At 72.8% G+C, this 15,461-nt stretch carries 11 protein-coding genes and 1 riboswitch; of the genes, 2 read left to right on the top strand and 9 right to left on the bottom strand.

Annotated features, from left to right (window positions below):
- Positions 1–52: 52 nt before the first annotated feature.
- The 4 genes from ACIO92_RS20190 to ACIO92_RS20175 form a co-directional block, all read right to left on the bottom strand.
- A complete protein-coding gene (locus ACIO92_RS20190; protein WP_366444275.1) occupies positions 53–694 on the bottom strand; it encodes a thymidine kinase in 642 nt (213 codons plus the stop codon).
- Between the two features lie 79 nt (positions 695–773).
- On the bottom strand, positions 774–1,979 hold the full coding sequence (locus tag ACIO92_RS20185) for an alkaline phosphatase family protein (RefSeq protein WP_402058082.1): 1,206 nt from the start codon (positions 1,977–1,979) through the stop codon (positions 774–776).
- Positions 1,979–2,575: a DUF5998 family protein gene (locus tag ACIO92_RS20180; protein ID WP_366444273.1), complete on the bottom strand. Its 597-nt coding sequence runs from the start codon at positions 2,573–2,575 to the stop codon at positions 1,979–1,981. The genes ACIO92_RS20185 and ACIO92_RS20180 overlap by 1 nt, the downstream gene beginning before the upstream one ends.
- Positions 2,576–2,615: 40 nt before the next feature.
- The gene (locus tag ACIO92_RS20175; protein WP_402282615.1) at positions 2,616–5,651 is read right to left on the bottom strand and encodes a GNAT family N-acetyltransferase; all 3,036 of its coding nucleotides are present in this window, start codon (positions 5,649–5,651) and stop codon (positions 2,616–2,618) included.
- A 196-nt stretch (positions 5,652–5,847) separates the two neighbouring features.
- Between ACIO92_RS20175 and ACIO92_RS20170 the strand changes: the two genes are divergently transcribed.
- Positions 5,848–6,129: an HPr family phosphocarrier protein gene (locus ACIO92_RS20170; RefSeq protein WP_366444271.1), complete on the top strand. Its 282-nt coding sequence runs from the start codon at positions 5,848–5,850 to the stop codon at positions 6,127–6,129.
- 510 nt (positions 6,130–6,639) lie between these two features.
- On the opposite strand, the gene ACIO92_RS20165 is transcribed toward ACIO92_RS20170, so the two are convergent.
- From ACIO92_RS20165 to ACIO92_RS20150, 4 genes are all read right to left on the bottom strand, one after another.
- Positions 6,640–7,323: a GntR family transcriptional regulator gene (locus tag ACIO92_RS20165; protein WP_366444270.1), complete on the bottom strand. Its 684-nt coding sequence runs from the start codon at positions 7,321–7,323 to the stop codon at positions 6,640–6,642.
- A 215-nt stretch (positions 7,324–7,538) separates the two neighbouring features.
- On the bottom strand, positions 7,539–8,309 hold the full coding sequence (locus tag ACIO92_RS20160) for a M23 family metallopeptidase (protein ID WP_366444269.1): 771 nt from the start codon (positions 8,307–8,309) through the stop codon (positions 7,539–7,541).
- Between the two features lie 12 nt (positions 8,310–8,321).
- Positions 8,322–8,485, bottom strand: a riboswitch (cyclic di-AMP (ydaO/yuaA leader).
- 207 nt (positions 8,486–8,692) lie between these two features.
- Positions 8,693–10,060, bottom strand: a complete 1,368-nt coding sequence (locus ACIO92_RS20155) for a pitrilysin family protein (RefSeq protein ID WP_366444284.1) — start codon at positions 10,058–10,060, stop codon at positions 8,693–8,695.
- A gap of 26 nt (positions 10,061–10,086) precedes the next feature.
- On the bottom strand, positions 10,087–11,433 hold the full coding sequence (locus tag ACIO92_RS20150) for a pitrilysin family protein (RefSeq protein ID WP_366444268.1): 1,347 nt from the start codon (positions 11,431–11,433) through the stop codon (positions 10,087–10,089).
- Between the two features lie 181 nt (positions 11,434–11,614).
- On the opposite strand from ACIO92_RS20150, the gene ACIO92_RS20145 reads away from it, so the two are divergent.
- The gene (locus ACIO92_RS20145; protein WP_402282618.1) at positions 11,615–14,074 is read left to right on the top strand and encodes a DNA topoisomerase (ATP-hydrolyzing) subunit A; all 2,460 of its coding nucleotides are present in this window, start codon (positions 11,615–11,617) and stop codon (positions 14,072–14,074) included.
- 181 nt (positions 14,075–14,255) lie between these two features.
- Here ACIO92_RS20145 and ACIO92_RS20140 read toward each other — a convergent pair whose 3' ends face one another.
- Positions 14,256–15,317 (bottom strand): CobW family GTP-binding protein, encoded by a 1,062-nt coding sequence (locus ACIO92_RS20140; RefSeq protein WP_402282620.1) that lies wholly within the window; start codon positions 15,315–15,317, stop codon positions 14,256–14,258.
- Between the last annotated feature and the right edge of the window lie 144 nt (positions 15,318–15,461).

The following is a 15,461-nucleotide window of genomic DNA, read 5'->3' as shown; positions in this document are numbered from 1 at the left end:
TTCGAAAGTGGCGCCGTCCGCCCGCCAGGCAGACGGGACATCGAAACACGGGCTAGACGGGCAGGACGTCCGGGGACAGGACTCCGGCGCGGGCCGAGGCGGCCGTCATCCGGCGCTGGTGGTGACGGCGGCAGAGGACCTCGTAACCGATCTCCTCGGCCGGGCGGTTCACGTCCCCGACGACGACCTGCTCGCCCTCGACGACCATGACGTCGCCGACCGTGCGCGCGTTGTGCGTGGCGCGGGCGCCGCACCAGCACAGGGCCTCGACCTGGAGCTGCTCGATGCGGTCCGCCAGCTCGATCAGGCGCTGGGAGCCGGGGAAGAGCTTCGTACGGAAGTCCGTGGTGATGCCGAAGGCGAAGACGTCCATGTCGAGGTCGTCGACGATGCGGGCGAGCTGGTCGATCTGCTCGGGCGCGAGGAACTGGGCCTCGTCGACGATGACGTAGTCCGCCCGGCCGCCCTTCGAGAGCTGCGCGACCAGGTACGCGTACAGGTCCATGTCCTCGCCGGCCTCGACCGCCTCCGTCACCAGCCCGAGGCGTGAGGACAACTTGCCCTCGCCCGCCCGGTCGTCACGCGTGAAGATCACGCCCTGGAGGCCCCGGGCCGAGCGGTTGTGCCCGATCTGGAGAGCGAGGGTGCTCTTCCCGCAGTCCATGGTTCCGGAGAAGAACACCAGCTCGGGCATGACGGGTCGGGGACCTTTCAGGTCGTGGGGGGAAGTCGGTCTTGGGGAGGCGGCGGGGGCGGAAGGGGTCCCGGAAGGGTCAGGTGCGCACTTCGAGCAGCGGGACCAACTGCTCCGCCAGGGTCATGGAGCCGTGCATACCCGCCATCGCGGACTCGTTCGGCTCGTTGACGGACGCGGTGATCGCCACGTCGTCGTGGGCGGCGACGACCACGTCACCGATCCGGCCGTACACCCGCTCGTCGATCTCCGCGCCGAACCAGCCCAGGGCGATGGCCTCGTCGCGGCTCGCCACCCAGAACTGCTCGCCCACCACCTCGCGCCAGCAGGTGAGGACGTCCGTCTCGGCACCGGGAACCGCGTAGACGTGCCGGGCGCGCCCCTCGCCGCCGAGGAGGGCGACGCCCGCGCGCAGCTCCCAGTCCTCGTCGAAGTCGATGCGGTGCTGCTCGTCGAAGGGGACGTCCACCATGCCGTGGTCGGCCGTGACGTACAGCGCGGAGCGGGGCGGCAGCTGCTCCGCGAGCCGCCGCACCAGCCGGTCGACGCACATCAGCTGGCCGCGCCAGGCGTCGGAGTCGACGCCGAAGCGGTGCCCGGCGCCGTCGAGTTCGCTGTAGTAGGTGTAGACCAGCGAGCGGTCGCCCCCGGCGAGCTGCTCGGCGGCGAGGTCCATGCGCTCGTCGCCGGAGAGCCGCCCGTGAAACGTTCCGCCGCTCAGCGCGATCTGGGTCAGGGGCGTCTGGGCGAAGATCGGGGACGACACCTGCGCGGTGTGGATCCCCGCCTCGTGCGCCAGCTGGAAGACGGTCGGGTACGGCTGCCAGGCCTGCGGCGCGGTCCACGGCTTCCAGCGCAGCTGGTTCATCAGCTCGCCGGTCTCCGGGTTGCGCACGGTGTATCCGGGCAGCCCGTGGGTCCCGGGGTGGCGGCCGGTGCCGACGGAGGCCAGCGAGGTCGCGGTCGTCGCGGGGAAACCGGCGGTGACCGGCCGTCCCGTACCGCCCCGGGAGGAGCCGAGGAGCGAGGTCAGATAGGGGGCCTCGGCCGGATGGGCCTTGATCTGCTCCCAGCCGAGCCCGTCGATCAGGAAGACGCAGTTCCGGTCGGCCGGGGCGAGTTCGGCGATCCGCGCCTCGAAGCCGGGCACGCCCTGCCCGGCGACGAGCGTCGGCAGCAGGTCGCCGAGGGCCCCGGAGGAGTACTCGGGGACCGGCGCGGTCTCCGGCGCGAGCGGGACCGGATCGTCGGGCCAGCCGTGGGCCACGGTGCTCGGATGCGCCATCAGCGGGTGGGCGCGGCGGTGGCCGCGATGGCTTCGGAGAGGGCCTGGGCGAAGGTGAGGGTCTGCCGGACGGTGTCCGGGCCGTCCCCGGCGTCGCTCACCCGGAGGCTGAGGTCGTCGGCGGTGGAATTGCCGGTGTAGCCGTGGTCGGCGTCGCAGTCGGGGTCGCCGCAGGCGGCGGGCTCCAGGTCGATCCGGGAGACGGCGCCCCAGCCGATGGTGAGCACGACCTCGCGGGGCAGGGTGCCCGGCGTGTACGACTCGGGGTTGGCTACCACCCGGCTGACGACGACCGACGAGATCCGGTCGAGCTTCACGGACTCGGTGGACGTCGTGGCGTACGGCGTCGGGGAGCTGCTGTCGGCGGTCTGCTCGTCGGTGTGGCTGACGATGAAGCGGTGCGGCGTCAGGACGAGGACGGTGACGTGGCGACGGACCTCGTTCGCGTCGAAGGTGGTCTCCTGGTGCACCACGTACGACGCGACGGCCTCGCCGCCGACGGCGGACTCCACCGCCTCGGCCACGAGGGCCGGGTAGTAGCCGCTGCGCTCGATCGCCGCGCGCAGCCCCTGGGTCGTCGTACCGCTCTTTGCCATGGACTCCATTCTACGGGGCGGTGGGGGCCCCTCAGGTCCCTCAGTACCTCGGCAGGCTGCGGGGGCCGAGGTCGGTGCGGGGGGCCGGTGGGGCCAGCCGCACGGTGGCGCCGAGGACGGAGAGGCCGTGCGGTGCCACGACCACCGGCTCCAGGGAGACGGCGACCACCTCGGGGTGGGCGTCGACGAGCCGGGAGACCCTCAGCAGCACCTCTTCGAGGGCCGGGGTGTCGACGGGCGCGGCCCCGCGCCAGCCGAAGAGCAGGGGTGCGGTGCGCAGGGAACGGACCTGCTCGGCGACGTCCCGGTCGGTGGCCGGGACCAGCCGGTGGGCGACGTCGCCCAGCAGTTCGGAGGCGGCGCCCGCCAGGCCGAAGGAGAGGACGGCGCCGACCGCCGGGTCGATGGCGGCGCGGACCACGGTGTCCACGCCCCGGGGTGCCATGGCCTGGACGACCGGCTGGAGCTCGGCCGCCCGGCCGAGGACCTCGGTCAGCTCGGCGTACGCGGTCCTGAGCTGTCCCTCGGTCGCCAGGTCCAGCCGGACTCCGCCCAGGTCGGGGCGGTGGCGCAGATGCGGAGCGGTCGTCTTGAGGGCCACCGGGTAGCCGAGGCGGGCGGCGGCCGCGGCGGCGGCGTCGGGGGTGGGCGCGGGCAGGGCCGGGCGGACGGCAATGCCGTACCGGGCGAGGAGTTCACCGGCCTGCCGGGTGTCGAGGGTCACACCCCGGGCGTCGGCCTCGGCGCCGCCGAGCAGCCGCTCGACGAGGGCGGCGGCCCCCGCCTCGTCGATGTCGTCGTACTCGGGCACCCGTCCGGGCTCGGCGGCCTGCCGCCGCCACTGCCCGTACCGCACGGCCTCGGCCAGGGCCCGTACGGCCCGCTCGGCGGCCGGGTACGCGGGGATGGCCGGAACGGCGGCGGGACCGTCCGGCGCGGGGGCTTCCTGGAGGGTGCCGGTGGTGGTGGCGGGTGTGACGGTGGTGGGCGTGGTGGTGGGCGTGCCCGTGCCGCCTTGGTTCCGGTCACCGCCTTGGTTCCGGTCACCGCCCTGGTCCCGGTCCGGTGCGGCTGCCCGGCCGGGGGGCGTTCCGGCCGGGCGGGGGTCCGGCGCGGTCCCGGTGGGGCGGCCCGGAGCCGTCGGGCGGGTGCTGGTCGCGACCGCCAGGGCCTCCGCGAGACCGCCCATCTCGACGTGCACGACGACGACCGGCTTGGCGGGGAGGGGCGCGGAGGCGACGGCCTCGCGCAGGGCGGCGGCGAGGACCTCGCCGTCGCCGAACTCGGGGGCCCCGTCCTCCCCCACCCGGGGGATCGCGGTGACGACGACCGCGTCCGAGGCCTCGTCGGCGAGCGCCGCCGCGAGCGCGTCGCGGAAGTCGGCGGGCACCGCCCCCGTGGTCAGGTCGAGCGGCCGCAGGGGCCGCAGCCCCTCCGTGAGGCACGCGTCGTACGTGAGGAGGCCGAGCGACTCGGAGTTGCCGAGGATCGTGACCCGGGGCCCGGCGGGCAGCGGCTGGGCGGCGAGCAGCAGTCCGGCGTCCACCAGTTCGGTGACGGTGTCGACCCGGATGACACCCGCCTGGCGGAGCAGCGCGGAGACCGTGGCGTGGGGTATGCGGGTGACGGGGACCCGGTGGCCGGGCGGGGCGCTGCCGCTGTGCCGGGCGCCCTTGACGACGACGACCGGCTTGACGGCGGCGGTGCGGCGGGCGAGCCGGGTGAACTTCCGGGGGTTGCCGATGGACTCCAGATAGAGGAGGACGACATCGGTGCCGGGATCGTCGTACCCGTACTGGAGGAAGTCGTTGCCGGAGACGTCGGCGCGGTTGCCGGCCGAGATGAAGGAGGAGAGGCCCGCGCCGCGCCGGTGGAGCCCGGCGAGGAGCGCGATGCCGATGGCGCCGGACTGGGTGAAGAGCCCGATGCGTCCGGCGGCGGGCATCTGCGGGGCGAGGGAGGCGTCGAGGCGGACGTCGGCGGCGGTGTTGATGATCCCGAAGGCGTTGGGGCCGATGATCCGCATCCCGTACGAGCGGGCCTGCCGGACCAGGGCGCGCTGCCGCTCCCGTCCGTCCGGCCCGCTCTCGGCGTAACCGGCGGAGAGGACGACGAGACCGCGAACGCCGTGTTCGCCGCAGTCCGCGACGACCTCCGGCACCCGTTCGGCGGGCACGGCGACGATCGCGAGGTCGACGGGTTCGCCGATGGCGCCGACGGAGGGGTGGGCGGGGACGCCGTCGAGCGAGGCGGGCCCGTCGGCCGTCCCGGTGAGCGCGGCGTTGACCGCGTACACCCGTCCGGTGAATCCGGTGCCCAGGAGGTTGCGGAGCACCGTCCGGCCGACGCCGCCGGGTGCCCGGCCGGTGCCGACGACGGCGACGGAGCGGGGGGTGAGGAGGCGCTGTACGGAGCGGGCCTCGGCCCGCTGCTCGCGGGCGCGCTGGACGGCGAGGGAGCGGTCGGTCGGTTCGAGGTCGAGGTGGAGCCGTACGGAGCCGTCCTCGAAGCTGCGCTTCTGGGTGTAGCCCGCGTCCGTGAACACCTTGATCATCTTGGTGTTGGCGGGGAGCACCTCGGCGGCGAAGCGCCTGATGCCGCGTTCGCGGGCGACGGCCGCGATGTGTTCGAGCAGGGCGGAGGCGACCCCGCGTCCCTGGTGGGCGTCCTGGACGAGGAAGGCTACCTCCGCCTCGTCGGCGGAGCCTGAGGCGGGCAGTCCCCGGTCGTCGATGCGGTCGTAGCGCACGGTGGCGATGAACTCGCCGCCCACGGTCGCCGCGAGGCCCACCCGGTCCACGAAGTCGTGATGCGTGAAACGGTGGACGTCCTTGGCGGAGAGCCTCGGGTAGGGGGCGAAGAAGCGGTAGTACTTGGACTCGTCCGAGACCTGCTCGTAGAAGCTGACCAGCCGGTCGGCGTCCTCGGCGGTGATGGGCCGGATGCGCGCGGTGCCGCCGTCGCGGAGCACCACGTCCGCTTCCCAGTGGTCGGGGTAGCTGTGGTCCGGGGGCCCCGGACGCGCCGGTGGTGTCGGCTGGTCCGCCGCTTCCGACTGCTCCGACGCGCTGTGCATGAGGTCAGCCTACGGCCGCGACACGCCGGTGGCACCGGTCGCGCGGCGGGGGACGGCCGTGCAAGGTGGGGAACGTGCCGGGCACCCCGCGAAGGGCCGAAAGACCGGTCCGATCCGGGCCCAAGGTCGGTGCGCGCGCGGAACAACCCGTGAGAGACTGGTCTAGACAACCGCTTGAGACTTGAAGGGCAACACCATGGCTGAGCGCCGCGTCAACGTCGGCTGGGCCGAGGGCCTGCACGCCCGCCCCGCGTCCATCTTCGTCCGTGCCGCCACGGCTTCCGGCGTTCCGGTGACGATCGCCAAGTCCGACGGCAGCCCCGTGAACGCCGCCTCCATGCTCGCGGTGCTCGGTCTGGGCGCGCAGGGCGGCGAGGAGGTCGTCCTGGCGTCCGAGGCCGAGGGCGCCGAGGCCGCGCTCGAGCGCCTGGCGAAGCTGGTCGCCGAGGGTCTGGACGAGCTCCCCGAGACCGTCTGACCCGGGGCGGCACTCCGTACGACGAGAGGCCGTGCCCGCCGGAGATCCGGTGGGCACGGCCTCTCGCGTCGTCCCTGTCCCCCGTGTCGTCCCTGTCCCCCGTGTCGTCCCTGCGCCTCCCGCCCGGTCCGGCCTCTCGCACTGCCGGGCTCACATGCCGCCCGGCCCTCGTACTGTCCGGCTCTCACTGTCCGGCCCACGCTGTCCGACTCTCGCGTCGTACGCCTCCGGCTCCGGCTCCGTCCGGGATCTCGTCCCACGCTCCACGGGCGCCCGCCCGGCCCGCGGAGGCTCCGGGAGAGCGTCGGCCGTCCCCGGCGGACGGCGGACGGAAAAGACGGCGCCGGGCGCCACGAGATCCGGCGGGTCGAACAGTGCGGGCGAAACTCGAAACGCCGGACAGCGCACCCGGAACACGGCAGACCGAACGCTCCGGGCGAACCCGCCCGGCCAATCCCCGGCACGAAATTCCCCGGACGGAATTCCTCTCCCTTTTGTAGGGCGCCCGCGTTAATTCCGGGCACTCGCCGTGTTGACGGCATGTTGCGAAACCCTCACGCGCCCCCGGTCCGGCCGCTTGAGCCGGTGCAGCGGACGCGAGCGCTCCGCGTGCAGGGCCGTCAGCGTCCGCGCCCGCTCGGCGTCTCCGCGCGCCACCGCGTCCACGATCGCGCCGTACGCGTCCCAGGCCTCCACCGGCCGCTCCGGCCCGTCGACCAGGTACATCCAGGCGATCTTGTGCCGGAGCTGGGTCAGCAGCGTCGTCAGCGGCGGACTCCCGGAAGCCTGTGCGAGCGTCTCGTGGAACCAGCCCCCCAGCGCGCGCAGATCCTCGACCTGGCCGTGCGCGGCCCGCTCCCGCCCCAGCCTCACCAGCCCCCTGAGGACCTTGAGATGGGCCTCCGTGCGCCGCTGGGCGGCCCGTGCGGCCCCCAGCGGTTCGAGGAGCGCCCGCATGTCGAGCAGATCGGCGGCCTCCCGCTCGGTGGGCTCGGCGACCTGCGCGCCCGCGTGTCTGCGGGTGACGACGAAGCCCTCCGACTCCAGGGTGCGCAGGGCTTCGCGGACCGGGACGCGGGAGACCCCGTAACGGCGGGCGAGCTGGTCCTCGGTGAGCCGGCTCCCCCGCCCGAAGACCCCGGAAACGATGTCGTCCCGGATCGCCGTGCACACCGAGTGCGCGGGAATGCGCATGTCCGACCTCCGCCTTGGTCGCTTCGAGACAATTCGAGCGGCGCTTTTCTCGCGCACTCTCCGCGACTCTATTGCAGTACGCCGGAATTTCCGATGCCCCACCGGAACATGCCGACCGGAACGGCCATGGGAAAAGCCCCGGCTCTGTACGAGCCGGGGCTTTTGCGACGTGCGGTCCGCGCCGCGTCCTGGCGGTCGCGGCGCGGACGCCCGGGTCAGACCTGGACGCCTCGGGCGCGCAGATACGAGACCGGGCTGATGTCGGAGCCGTAGTCGGCGCTGGTGCGCGCCTCGAAGTGCAGGTGGGGGCCGGTCGAGTTGCCGGACGAGCCGGAGACGCCGATCCGCTGGCCCGGCTCGACGGTCTGGCCGATGTGGACGCCGATGGAGGACAGGTGGCCGTACTGGGTGTACGTGCCGTCGTGCATCCGGATGACGATGTTGTTGCCGTACGCGCCGCCCCAGCCCGCCTCGACGACGGTGCCGGAGCCGACGGAGACGACCGTGCTGCCGTAGGCGGCGTGGAAGTCGATGCCGGAGTGGCTGCCGGAGGACCACAGGGAGCCGCCGGTCTTGTAGCCGGTCGACACGTAGGTCCCGGCGACGGGGAGCTGGAAGGAGGCCAGACGGCGTCGCTCGGCGTCGCGGGCGGCGCGCTCCTCGGCCTCGCGGATCTCCTTGGCGCGGGCCTCGGCCTTGCGCTTCGCCTCGGCCTGCGCCTTCGCCTTGGCGACGGCTTCGAAGGCCTGCCGCTCCTGGGCGGCCGCCTGGGCGTTGAGGCGGTCCACGAGGGACTCCTCGGTGATCACCCGGGTGAGGCCGGTGTCCTCGGGGGAACGGGGCTCCGCGTCGGCGGCGAGCGCCGGGGAGGCGAGGGTTCCGATGACGCCGGTGGTGGCGAGCGTCGCCGCTCCGGCGAAGCCCGCGCCGCGGCGCGCCGTCCGGCTCGGAGCACGGTGCTTCCCGGTGGCACGGGTGAACGCCATGAAGTGGCTGGTCCTTTCCTTCCTTCTCGCCTACCGGGTTAGCTGACGGGTTCGGAGCAGGAAGGTCTCCTACGGGCCCCTCCGCACGGCGAAGGCGTCCGATTCACCCCAGGGACTACGTATGGGTCCCCGGCTCCCCAGGCTCGCGCCTGACGGGGACTCGGCGATGACTGTCCGATGCCGCGGGTGCGGCGGGTGCAACTGACGAACAGCCGCACCGACGCTATGCGGATCGCCTGTCGATCACCAACTGGACGCGATTTTTGTAAGACTTACCACAGGGCATACAGTCATTCTTTCCGTCAATACGGACAAAAAGAGAACCCCGACGGGCGGTGCCGTCGGGGTTCTCCCTGCCGGATCGGGGGTGGAGCGGGCCTGAATCAGCCCGTCACGACCGTCACTTCACCGATGCCGAGCGCCCGTACGGGCTCCGCGATCACCGCCGCGTCACCCACCAGCACGGTGACGAGCCGGTCCACCGGGAAGGCGCTGACCACGGCGGCCGTCGCCTCGACGGTGCCGGTCTCGGCGAGCCGCGCGTACAACTGGGCCTGGTAGTCGTCCGGGAGGTGCTGCTCGACCTGGTCGGCGAGCGTCCCGGCGACCGAGGCGGCCGTCTCGTACCGGAGCGGCGCCACCCCCACCAGGTTCTGCACGGCCGTCTCGCGCTCCGCGTCGGTGAGCCCCTCGGCGGCCAGCGTCCGCAGCACCTTCCACAGGTCTTCGAGGGCCGGACCGGTGTTGGGGGTGTCCACGGAACCGCTGATGCCGAGCATCGAGGCGCCGTTGCCCCCCGCGTCGGAACGGAGCACCTGCCCGAAGGCCCGCACGCCGTACGTGTAGCCCTTCTCCTCGCGCAGGACCCGGTCGAGCCGCGAGGTGAGCGTGCCACCGAGGCAGTACGCGCCCAGGACCTGCGCGGGCCAGACACGCGCGTGCCGGTCGGGGCCGATCCGGCCGATCAGCAACTGGGTCTGGACGGCGCCGGGACGGTCGACGACGACGACCCGTCCGGTGTCGTCGGCGGTGATCGGCGGCATCGGCAGCGGCTCCGCCCGCTCGCCGGTCCAGGCGCCCAGCGTCTCGGCGAGGACCTTGTCCAGGTCGATGCCCGTCAGGTCGCCGACGACCACGGCGGTGGCGGTGGCGGGCCGGACGTGCGCCTCGTAGAAGGCGCGGACCGCGGCGGCGTCGATCCCCTCGACGGTCTCCTCGGTGCCCTGGCGCGGCCGGGACAGCCGGGACTCGGCCGGGAACAGCTCCTTGGAGAGCTGCTTCGCGGCGCGGCGGCCCGGGTTGGCCGACTCGTGCGGGATCTCGTCCAGCCGGTTGCGCACCAGCCGCTCGACCTCGGTGTCCAGGAACGCCGGGGCGATCAGCGCCTCGGCGAGCAGCCCGAGCGCCTTGGACAGCCGGGAGACGGGAACCTCCAGGGAGACCCGTACGCCCGGGTGGTCCGCGTGCGCGTCGAGCGTGGCGCCGCAGCGCTCCAGCTCGGCCGCGAACTCCTCGGCGCCGTGCTGGTCCGTGCCCTCGGAGAGCGCGCGGGCCATGATGGTCGCGACGCCGTCGAGACCGGCCGGCTCGGCGTCCAGCGGGGCGGGCAGGAAGACCTCCACAGCCACCACCTGCTGGCCGGGACGGTGACTGGTGAGCAGCGTCAGACCGTTGTCCAGGGTGCTGCGGTCCGGGGCCGGGAAGGCCCAGGGCCGGGCCACGCCGGGGGCGGGCCGGGGGTGGAAGTCCATGCTCGTCAAAGACGCGGCAGCGTCGGTCACTGGTCCGCCCCCTCTTCCTCGTCGCTGTCGCTCTGTTCGGTCGCCAGGGGCTCGTAGACGAGCACCGCGCGGTTGTCGGGGCGCAGGGCGGCCGCGGCGGCGGCCCGGACCTCCTCGGCCGTGACGTCGAGGACGCGGTCCACCGCCGTCAGGGCGAGCTGCGGGTCGCCGAAGAGCACCGCGAAGCGGCACAGTTCGTCGGCACGGCCCGCGACGGTGCCGAGCCGGTCCAGCCACTCGCGCTCCAACTGGGCCTGGGCGCGCTCCATCTCCTCGGGCGTCGGACCCTCGGCGGCGAACCGGGCCAGCTCCTCGTCGACGGCCGCCTCGATCCGGGGGACCTCGACGCCCCCGGAGGTCTTGACGTCCAGCCAGCCGAGGGAGGGAGCACCGGCGAGCCGCAGCAGACCGAAGCCCGCGGCGACGGCCGTGCGGTCGCGGCGGACCAGCCGGTTGTGCAGCCGCGAGGACTCGCCGCCGCCGAGCACGGTCAGCGCCAGGTCGGCCGCGTCGCACGCGCGCGTGCCGTCGTGCGGCAGCCGGTAGGCGGCCATCAGCGCGCGCGCCGGGACCTCCTCCTCGACGACCTCGCGCAGCTGCCCGCCGATGACCTCGGGCAGCGAACCGTCGCGCGGCGGCCGCTTGCCGTCGTGGGACGGGATCGAGCCGAAGTACTTCTCGATCCAGGCGAGGGTCTGCTCCGGGTCGATGTCTCCGACCACGGACAGCACCGCGTTGTTCGGGGCGTAGTACGTGCGGAAGAAGTTCCGCGCGTCCTCCAGGGTGGCCGCGTCGAGGTCCTCCATGGAACCGATCGGCGTGTGGTGGTAGGGGTGGCCCTCCGGGTACGCGAGGGCGACCAGCTTCTCGAAGGCCGTGCCGTACGGCACGTTGTCGTAGCGCTGGCGGCGCTCGTTCTTGACGACGTCCCGCTGGTTCTCCATGGACTCGTCGTCCAGGGCGGCGAGCAGCGAGCCCATGCGGTCGGCCTCCAGCCAGAGCGCGAGCTCCAGCTGGTGGGTGGGCATGGTCTCGAAGTAGTTGGTGCGCTCGAAGCTCGTCGTGCCGTTGAGCGAACCGCCCGCGCCCTGCACCAGCTCGAAGTGCCCGTTGCCGTGGACCTGCTTCGAGCCCTGGAACATGAGGTGCTCGAAGAGGTGGGCGAGGCCCGTGCGGCCCTCGACCTCGTGGCGCGAGCCGACGTCGTACCAGAGGCAGACCGCGGCGACCGGGGTCAGGTGGTCCTCGGACAGCACCACGCGCAGACCGTTCGGCAGCCGGTGCTCGGTCGCCGTCAGCCCGCCGGAGCCGGCCTCGGCCGTGGCCGTGTGACCCATGGGCATGTACGTCCCTTCGATCGCGATGTGAAAAGGTCCTGCCACTGTATGCAAGCGCGCCGACACCTGGCGAAGTTCCCGCCCGTTCGAGATGTCCCTCGTCCGGGTCGCGGTCGGCGTTGTCGGTGGCACGGTCCACAATGGTCCGCGTCAGATCAACCTTGTTGGTGAAGGAGCCGCAGCCGCGATGGCCCGCCGCAGCACGAAGACACCGCCGCCGGACGACGCGTTCGAGGAGCGAATCCTCGACATCGACGTCGTCGACGAGATGCAGGGCTCCTTCCTCGAGTACGCGTACTCGGTGATCTACTCGCGCGCCCTGCCCGACGCCCGCGACGGCATGAAGCCCGTTCAGCGCCGCATCGTGTTCCAGATGAACGAGATGGGGCTCAGGCCCGAGCGCGGCTTCGTCAAGTGCGCCCGGGTCGTCGGCGAGGTGATGGGCAAGCTGCATCCGCACGGCGACGCCTCCATCTACGACGCCATGGTCCGCATGGCACAGCCGTTCTCCATGCGGCTGCCCCTCGTCGACGGCCACGGGAACTTCGGTTCCCTCGGCAACGACGACCCGCCGGCCGCCATGCGGTACACCGAGTCGCGGATGGCGCCCGCCGCACTCCTGATGACCGAGTCCATCGACGAGGACACGGTCGACTTCAGCCCGAACTACGACGGACAGGAGCGGGAGCCGGTCGCCCTGCCCGCCGCCTATCCGAACCTGCTGGTCAACGGCGCTTCGGGAATCGCGGTCGGCATGGCGACGAACATGCCCCCGCACAACCTCGGCGAGGTCGTCGCCGCCGCCCGCCACCTGATCCGCCACCCCGGTGCCGACCTGGAGACGCTGATGCGTTTCGTGCCCGGCCCCGACCTGCCGACCGGAGGCCGGATCGTCGGCCTGTCCGGCATCAAGGACGCGTACGAGACGGGCCGCGGGACCTTCAAGATCCGCGCCACGACCAGCGTGGAGACCGTCACGGCGCGCCGCAAGGGCATCGTCGTGACCGAGCTGCCCTTCACGGTCGGCCCCGAGAAGGTCATCTCCAAGATCAAGGACCTGGTCGGCTCCAAGAGGCTCCAGGGCATCGCGGACGTCAAGGACCTGACCGACCGCACCCACGGCCTGCGTCTCGTCATCGAGATCAAGAACGGCTTCGTGCCCGAGGCCGTCCTCGAACAGCTCTACAAGCTGACGCCGATGGAGGAGTCCTTCGGCATCAACAACGTGGCGCTGGTCGACGGACAGCCCCTCACCCTCGGCCTCAAGGAACTCCTGGAGGTCTATCTCGACCACCGCTTCGAGGTGGTCCGGCGGCGCTCCGAGTTCCGTCGCGGCAAGAAGCGCGACCGGCTCCACCTGGTGGAGGGCCTGCTCGTCGCGCTCCTCGACATCGACGAGGTCATCCGGCTGATCCGGGACAGCGAGAACTCGGCGCAGGCCAAGGAGCGCCTGATGGAGCGCTTCTCGCTGAGCGAGATCCAGACGCAGTACATCCTGGACACCCCGCTGCGCCGTCTCACCAAGTTCGACCGCGTCGAGCTGGAGTCCGAGCGCGACCGGCTCAACGGCGAGATCGACGAGCTGACCGGGATCCTGGACTCGGACGCGGAGCTGCGCAAGCTGGTCTCGGCGGAACTGGCCTCGGTCACCAAGAAGTTCGCCACGGACCGGCGCACGGTCCTGCTCGAATCGGCCGGCGCCCCGGTCACGGCGGTGTCCCTGGAGGTCGCGGACGACCCGTGCCGGGTGCTGCTGTCCTCCACCGGGCTCCTGGCGCGCACGGCGACGGCGGAGCTGCCTCCGGTGGACCCGGACGCGCCCCGCGCCAAGCACGACCTGATCCTGTCGTCGGTGGCCGCCACCCAGCGCGGCGACATCGGCGCGGTGACCTCGGCCGGACGGCTGCTGCGGCTCTCGGTGATCGATCTGCCGAGGCTGCCGGACACGGCGGCCACCCCGAACCTGGCGGGCGGCGCGCCGCTCTCCGAGTTCCTGTCCCTGGCGGCGGACGAGACCGTGGTCTGCCTCACCACGCTCGACGAGTCCTCGCAGGGCCTCGCCCTCGGCACGCTCCAGGGCGTGGTCAAGCGGGTGGTCCCGGACTATCCGGCCAACAAGGACGAGCTGGAGGTCATCACCCTCAAGGACGGTGACCGGATCGTCGGCGCGACCGAGCTGCGGACCGGCGAGGAGGACCTGGTGTTCATCACCTCCGACGCCCAGCTGCTGCGCTACCCGGCCGCGCAGGTACGGCCGCAGGGCCGCCCCGCCGGTGGCATGGCGGGCGTCAAGCTGACGGCGGGCGCGGACGTGATCGCGTTCTCCGCCGTCGATCCGGCGACGGAAGCCGTGGTCTTCACCGTCGCGGGCGCCACGGGGACCCTGGACTCCTCGGCGGGTACGTCGGCGAAGCTGACGCCCTTCGACCAGTACCCGCGCAAGGGCCGTGCGACCGGCGGCGTGCGTTGCCAGCGCTTCCTGAAGGGCGAGGACCTGCTGATCCTGGCCTGGGCGGGCGCCACCCCGGCCCGTGCCGCGCAGAAGAGTGGCGCCCCGGTGGCGCTGCCCGAGACGGACCCGCGCCGCGACGGTTCGGGCACGCCGCTCGCCCAGCCGGTGGACGTGGTGGCGGGCCCGGCGAGCTGACGGGAGCCGGAGTGCGGCCCCCGGACGGGGTGCCGCTCTCCGGCTCCACGGCCCCGCCACGGTGGCGGTGTCCGGCCCTGCCGGGGGTACGGATCCGCTGCCCGGCCTCGGGCGCGGTGTCCGGCCCCGCCACGGTGGCGGGCGTCCTGCTCCGCCTCGGTGGGGGACCTGCGGTCCCGCCTCAGTCGCGGGTCTCCGGTTCCTCCTCCGTCTGCGGCACGTACCGCAGGACGCCCCACATGCTGTGCTCGTCGGGGGCGTCCCCCGGCCCGTCGAGCTCGCAGGCCGCGAGTTCCTTGCGCAGGGCGGCCGCGTCGACGCCCGAGCCGATCAGGACGAGCTGGGTGAGCCGCTCCTCGCCCTCGGGCCACCGCTCCGGGTAGAAGCGCAGGAAGCGGCCGACCGCGTGCACGGTGTAGCGGTTGTCCGGGTCGGCGGTGCCGAAGTCGACGAAGCCCTTGATCCGGTAGAGGCCCTCGGGCCGTCCGTCGAGGAAGGCCATCAGCCGACGCGGATGGAGCGGTCGCGCGGCGCTCAGCGAGACCGTCTCGTACGCGGTGTGCGGGTGGGCGTGCGGACCGTCGTCGCCGTCCGTGCCGTACAGGATGTCCTCGATGGACATCTGGCCCTCGATCTCCCCGTCCGGGACCACCCGGTCGAAGAGCAGCTCGGGGTCGATCCGCCCGTGCGTGGCCTCGACCACCACGGCCCTGCCCGCCAGTTCGCCGACCGTCCGGTGGACGGCCCGCAGCTCGGCCCCGGTGACCCGGTCGGCCTTGTTCACCACCACGAAGTCGGCGATCGGCAGGTGCCGGTCGGTCTCGGGGTGCCGCTGCCGCGTGGCGGAGAACTCGGCCGCGTCGACGACCTGGACGAGCCCGCCGTAGACGATCCGGGTGTTGTCGCTGGCCAGGACCATGCGGACCAGTTCCTGGGGTTCGGCGAGGCCGCTCGCCTCGATCACGATCACATCGAGCCGGGACTCGGGGCGGGTGAGCACCTCCAGGTACTCGTCGAGCTCGCTCGCGTCGACCGCGCAGCACAGACAGCCGTTGCCGAGGGAGACCGTGGAACCGACCTGCCCGGCGACGCTCATGGCGTCGATGCCGATGTCGCCGAAGTCGTTGACCATCACGCCGATACGGGTGCCCCGGGCGCTGCGCAGCAGATGGTTGAGGAGCGTGGTCTTCCCCGCGCCGAGGAACCCGGCCAGAACGACGACGGGGATCTGCTGCGTACTCAAGGGACGTGCCTCCGGTTTCCTGCGTGCGTGCCCCACGTCCGTGGGAAGGCTCCACCATAGGCACCGCCCGCCCACGGCTCCCGCGCCCCTGGTCCGGGCACGCCGGTCGGAGCCGGACTCCACCCGGTCCGACCGGAGGCCGCC

It is taken from the genome of Streptomyces sp. NPDC087215, from assembly GCF_044744885.1.
Lineage (GTDB): Bacteria > Actinomycetota > Actinomycetes > Streptomycetales > Streptomycetaceae > Streptomyces.
Note: the sequence above shows the minus strand (reverse complement) of the source record. Positions and strands in the feature narration are given on the sequence as shown.

Coding starts and splice junctions, on each gene's coding strand:
- ACIO92_RS20190 (WP_366444275.1), bottom strand. CDS start 694: ATGCCCGAGCTGGTGTTCTTCTCCGGAACCATGGACTGCGGGAAGAGC.
- ACIO92_RS20185 (WP_402058082.1), bottom strand. CDS start 1,979: ATGGCGCATCCGAGCACCGTGGCCCACGGCTGGCCCGACGATCCGGTC.
- ACIO92_RS20180 (WP_366444273.1), bottom strand. CDS start 2,575: ATGGCAAAGAGCGGTACGACGACCCAGGGGCTGCGCGCGGCGATCGAG.
- ACIO92_RS20175 (WP_402282615.1), bottom strand. CDS start 5,651: ATGCACAGCGCGTCGGAGCAGTCGGAAGCGGCGGACCAGCCGACACCA.
- ACIO92_RS20170 (WP_366444271.1), top strand. CDS start 5,848: ATGGCTGAGCGCCGCGTCAACGTCGGCTGGGCCGAGGGCCTGCACGCC.
- ACIO92_RS20165 (WP_366444270.1), bottom strand. CDS start 7,323: ATGCGCATTCCCGCGCACTCGGTGTGCACGGCGATCCGGGACGACATC.
- ACIO92_RS20160 (WP_366444269.1), bottom strand. CDS start 8,309: ATGGCGTTCACCCGTGCCACCGGGAAGCACCGTGCTCCGAGCCGGACG.
- ACIO92_RS20155 (WP_366444284.1), bottom strand. CDS start 10,060: ATGGACTTCCACCCCCGGCCCGCCCCCGGCGTGGCCCGGCCCTGGGCC.
- ACIO92_RS20150 (WP_366444268.1), bottom strand. CDS start 11,433: ATGCCCATGGGTCACACGGCCACGGCCGAGGCCGGCTCCGGCGGGCTG.
- ACIO92_RS20145 (WP_402282618.1), top strand. CDS start 11,615: ATGGCCCGCCGCAGCACGAAGACACCGCCGCCGGACGACGCGTTCGAG.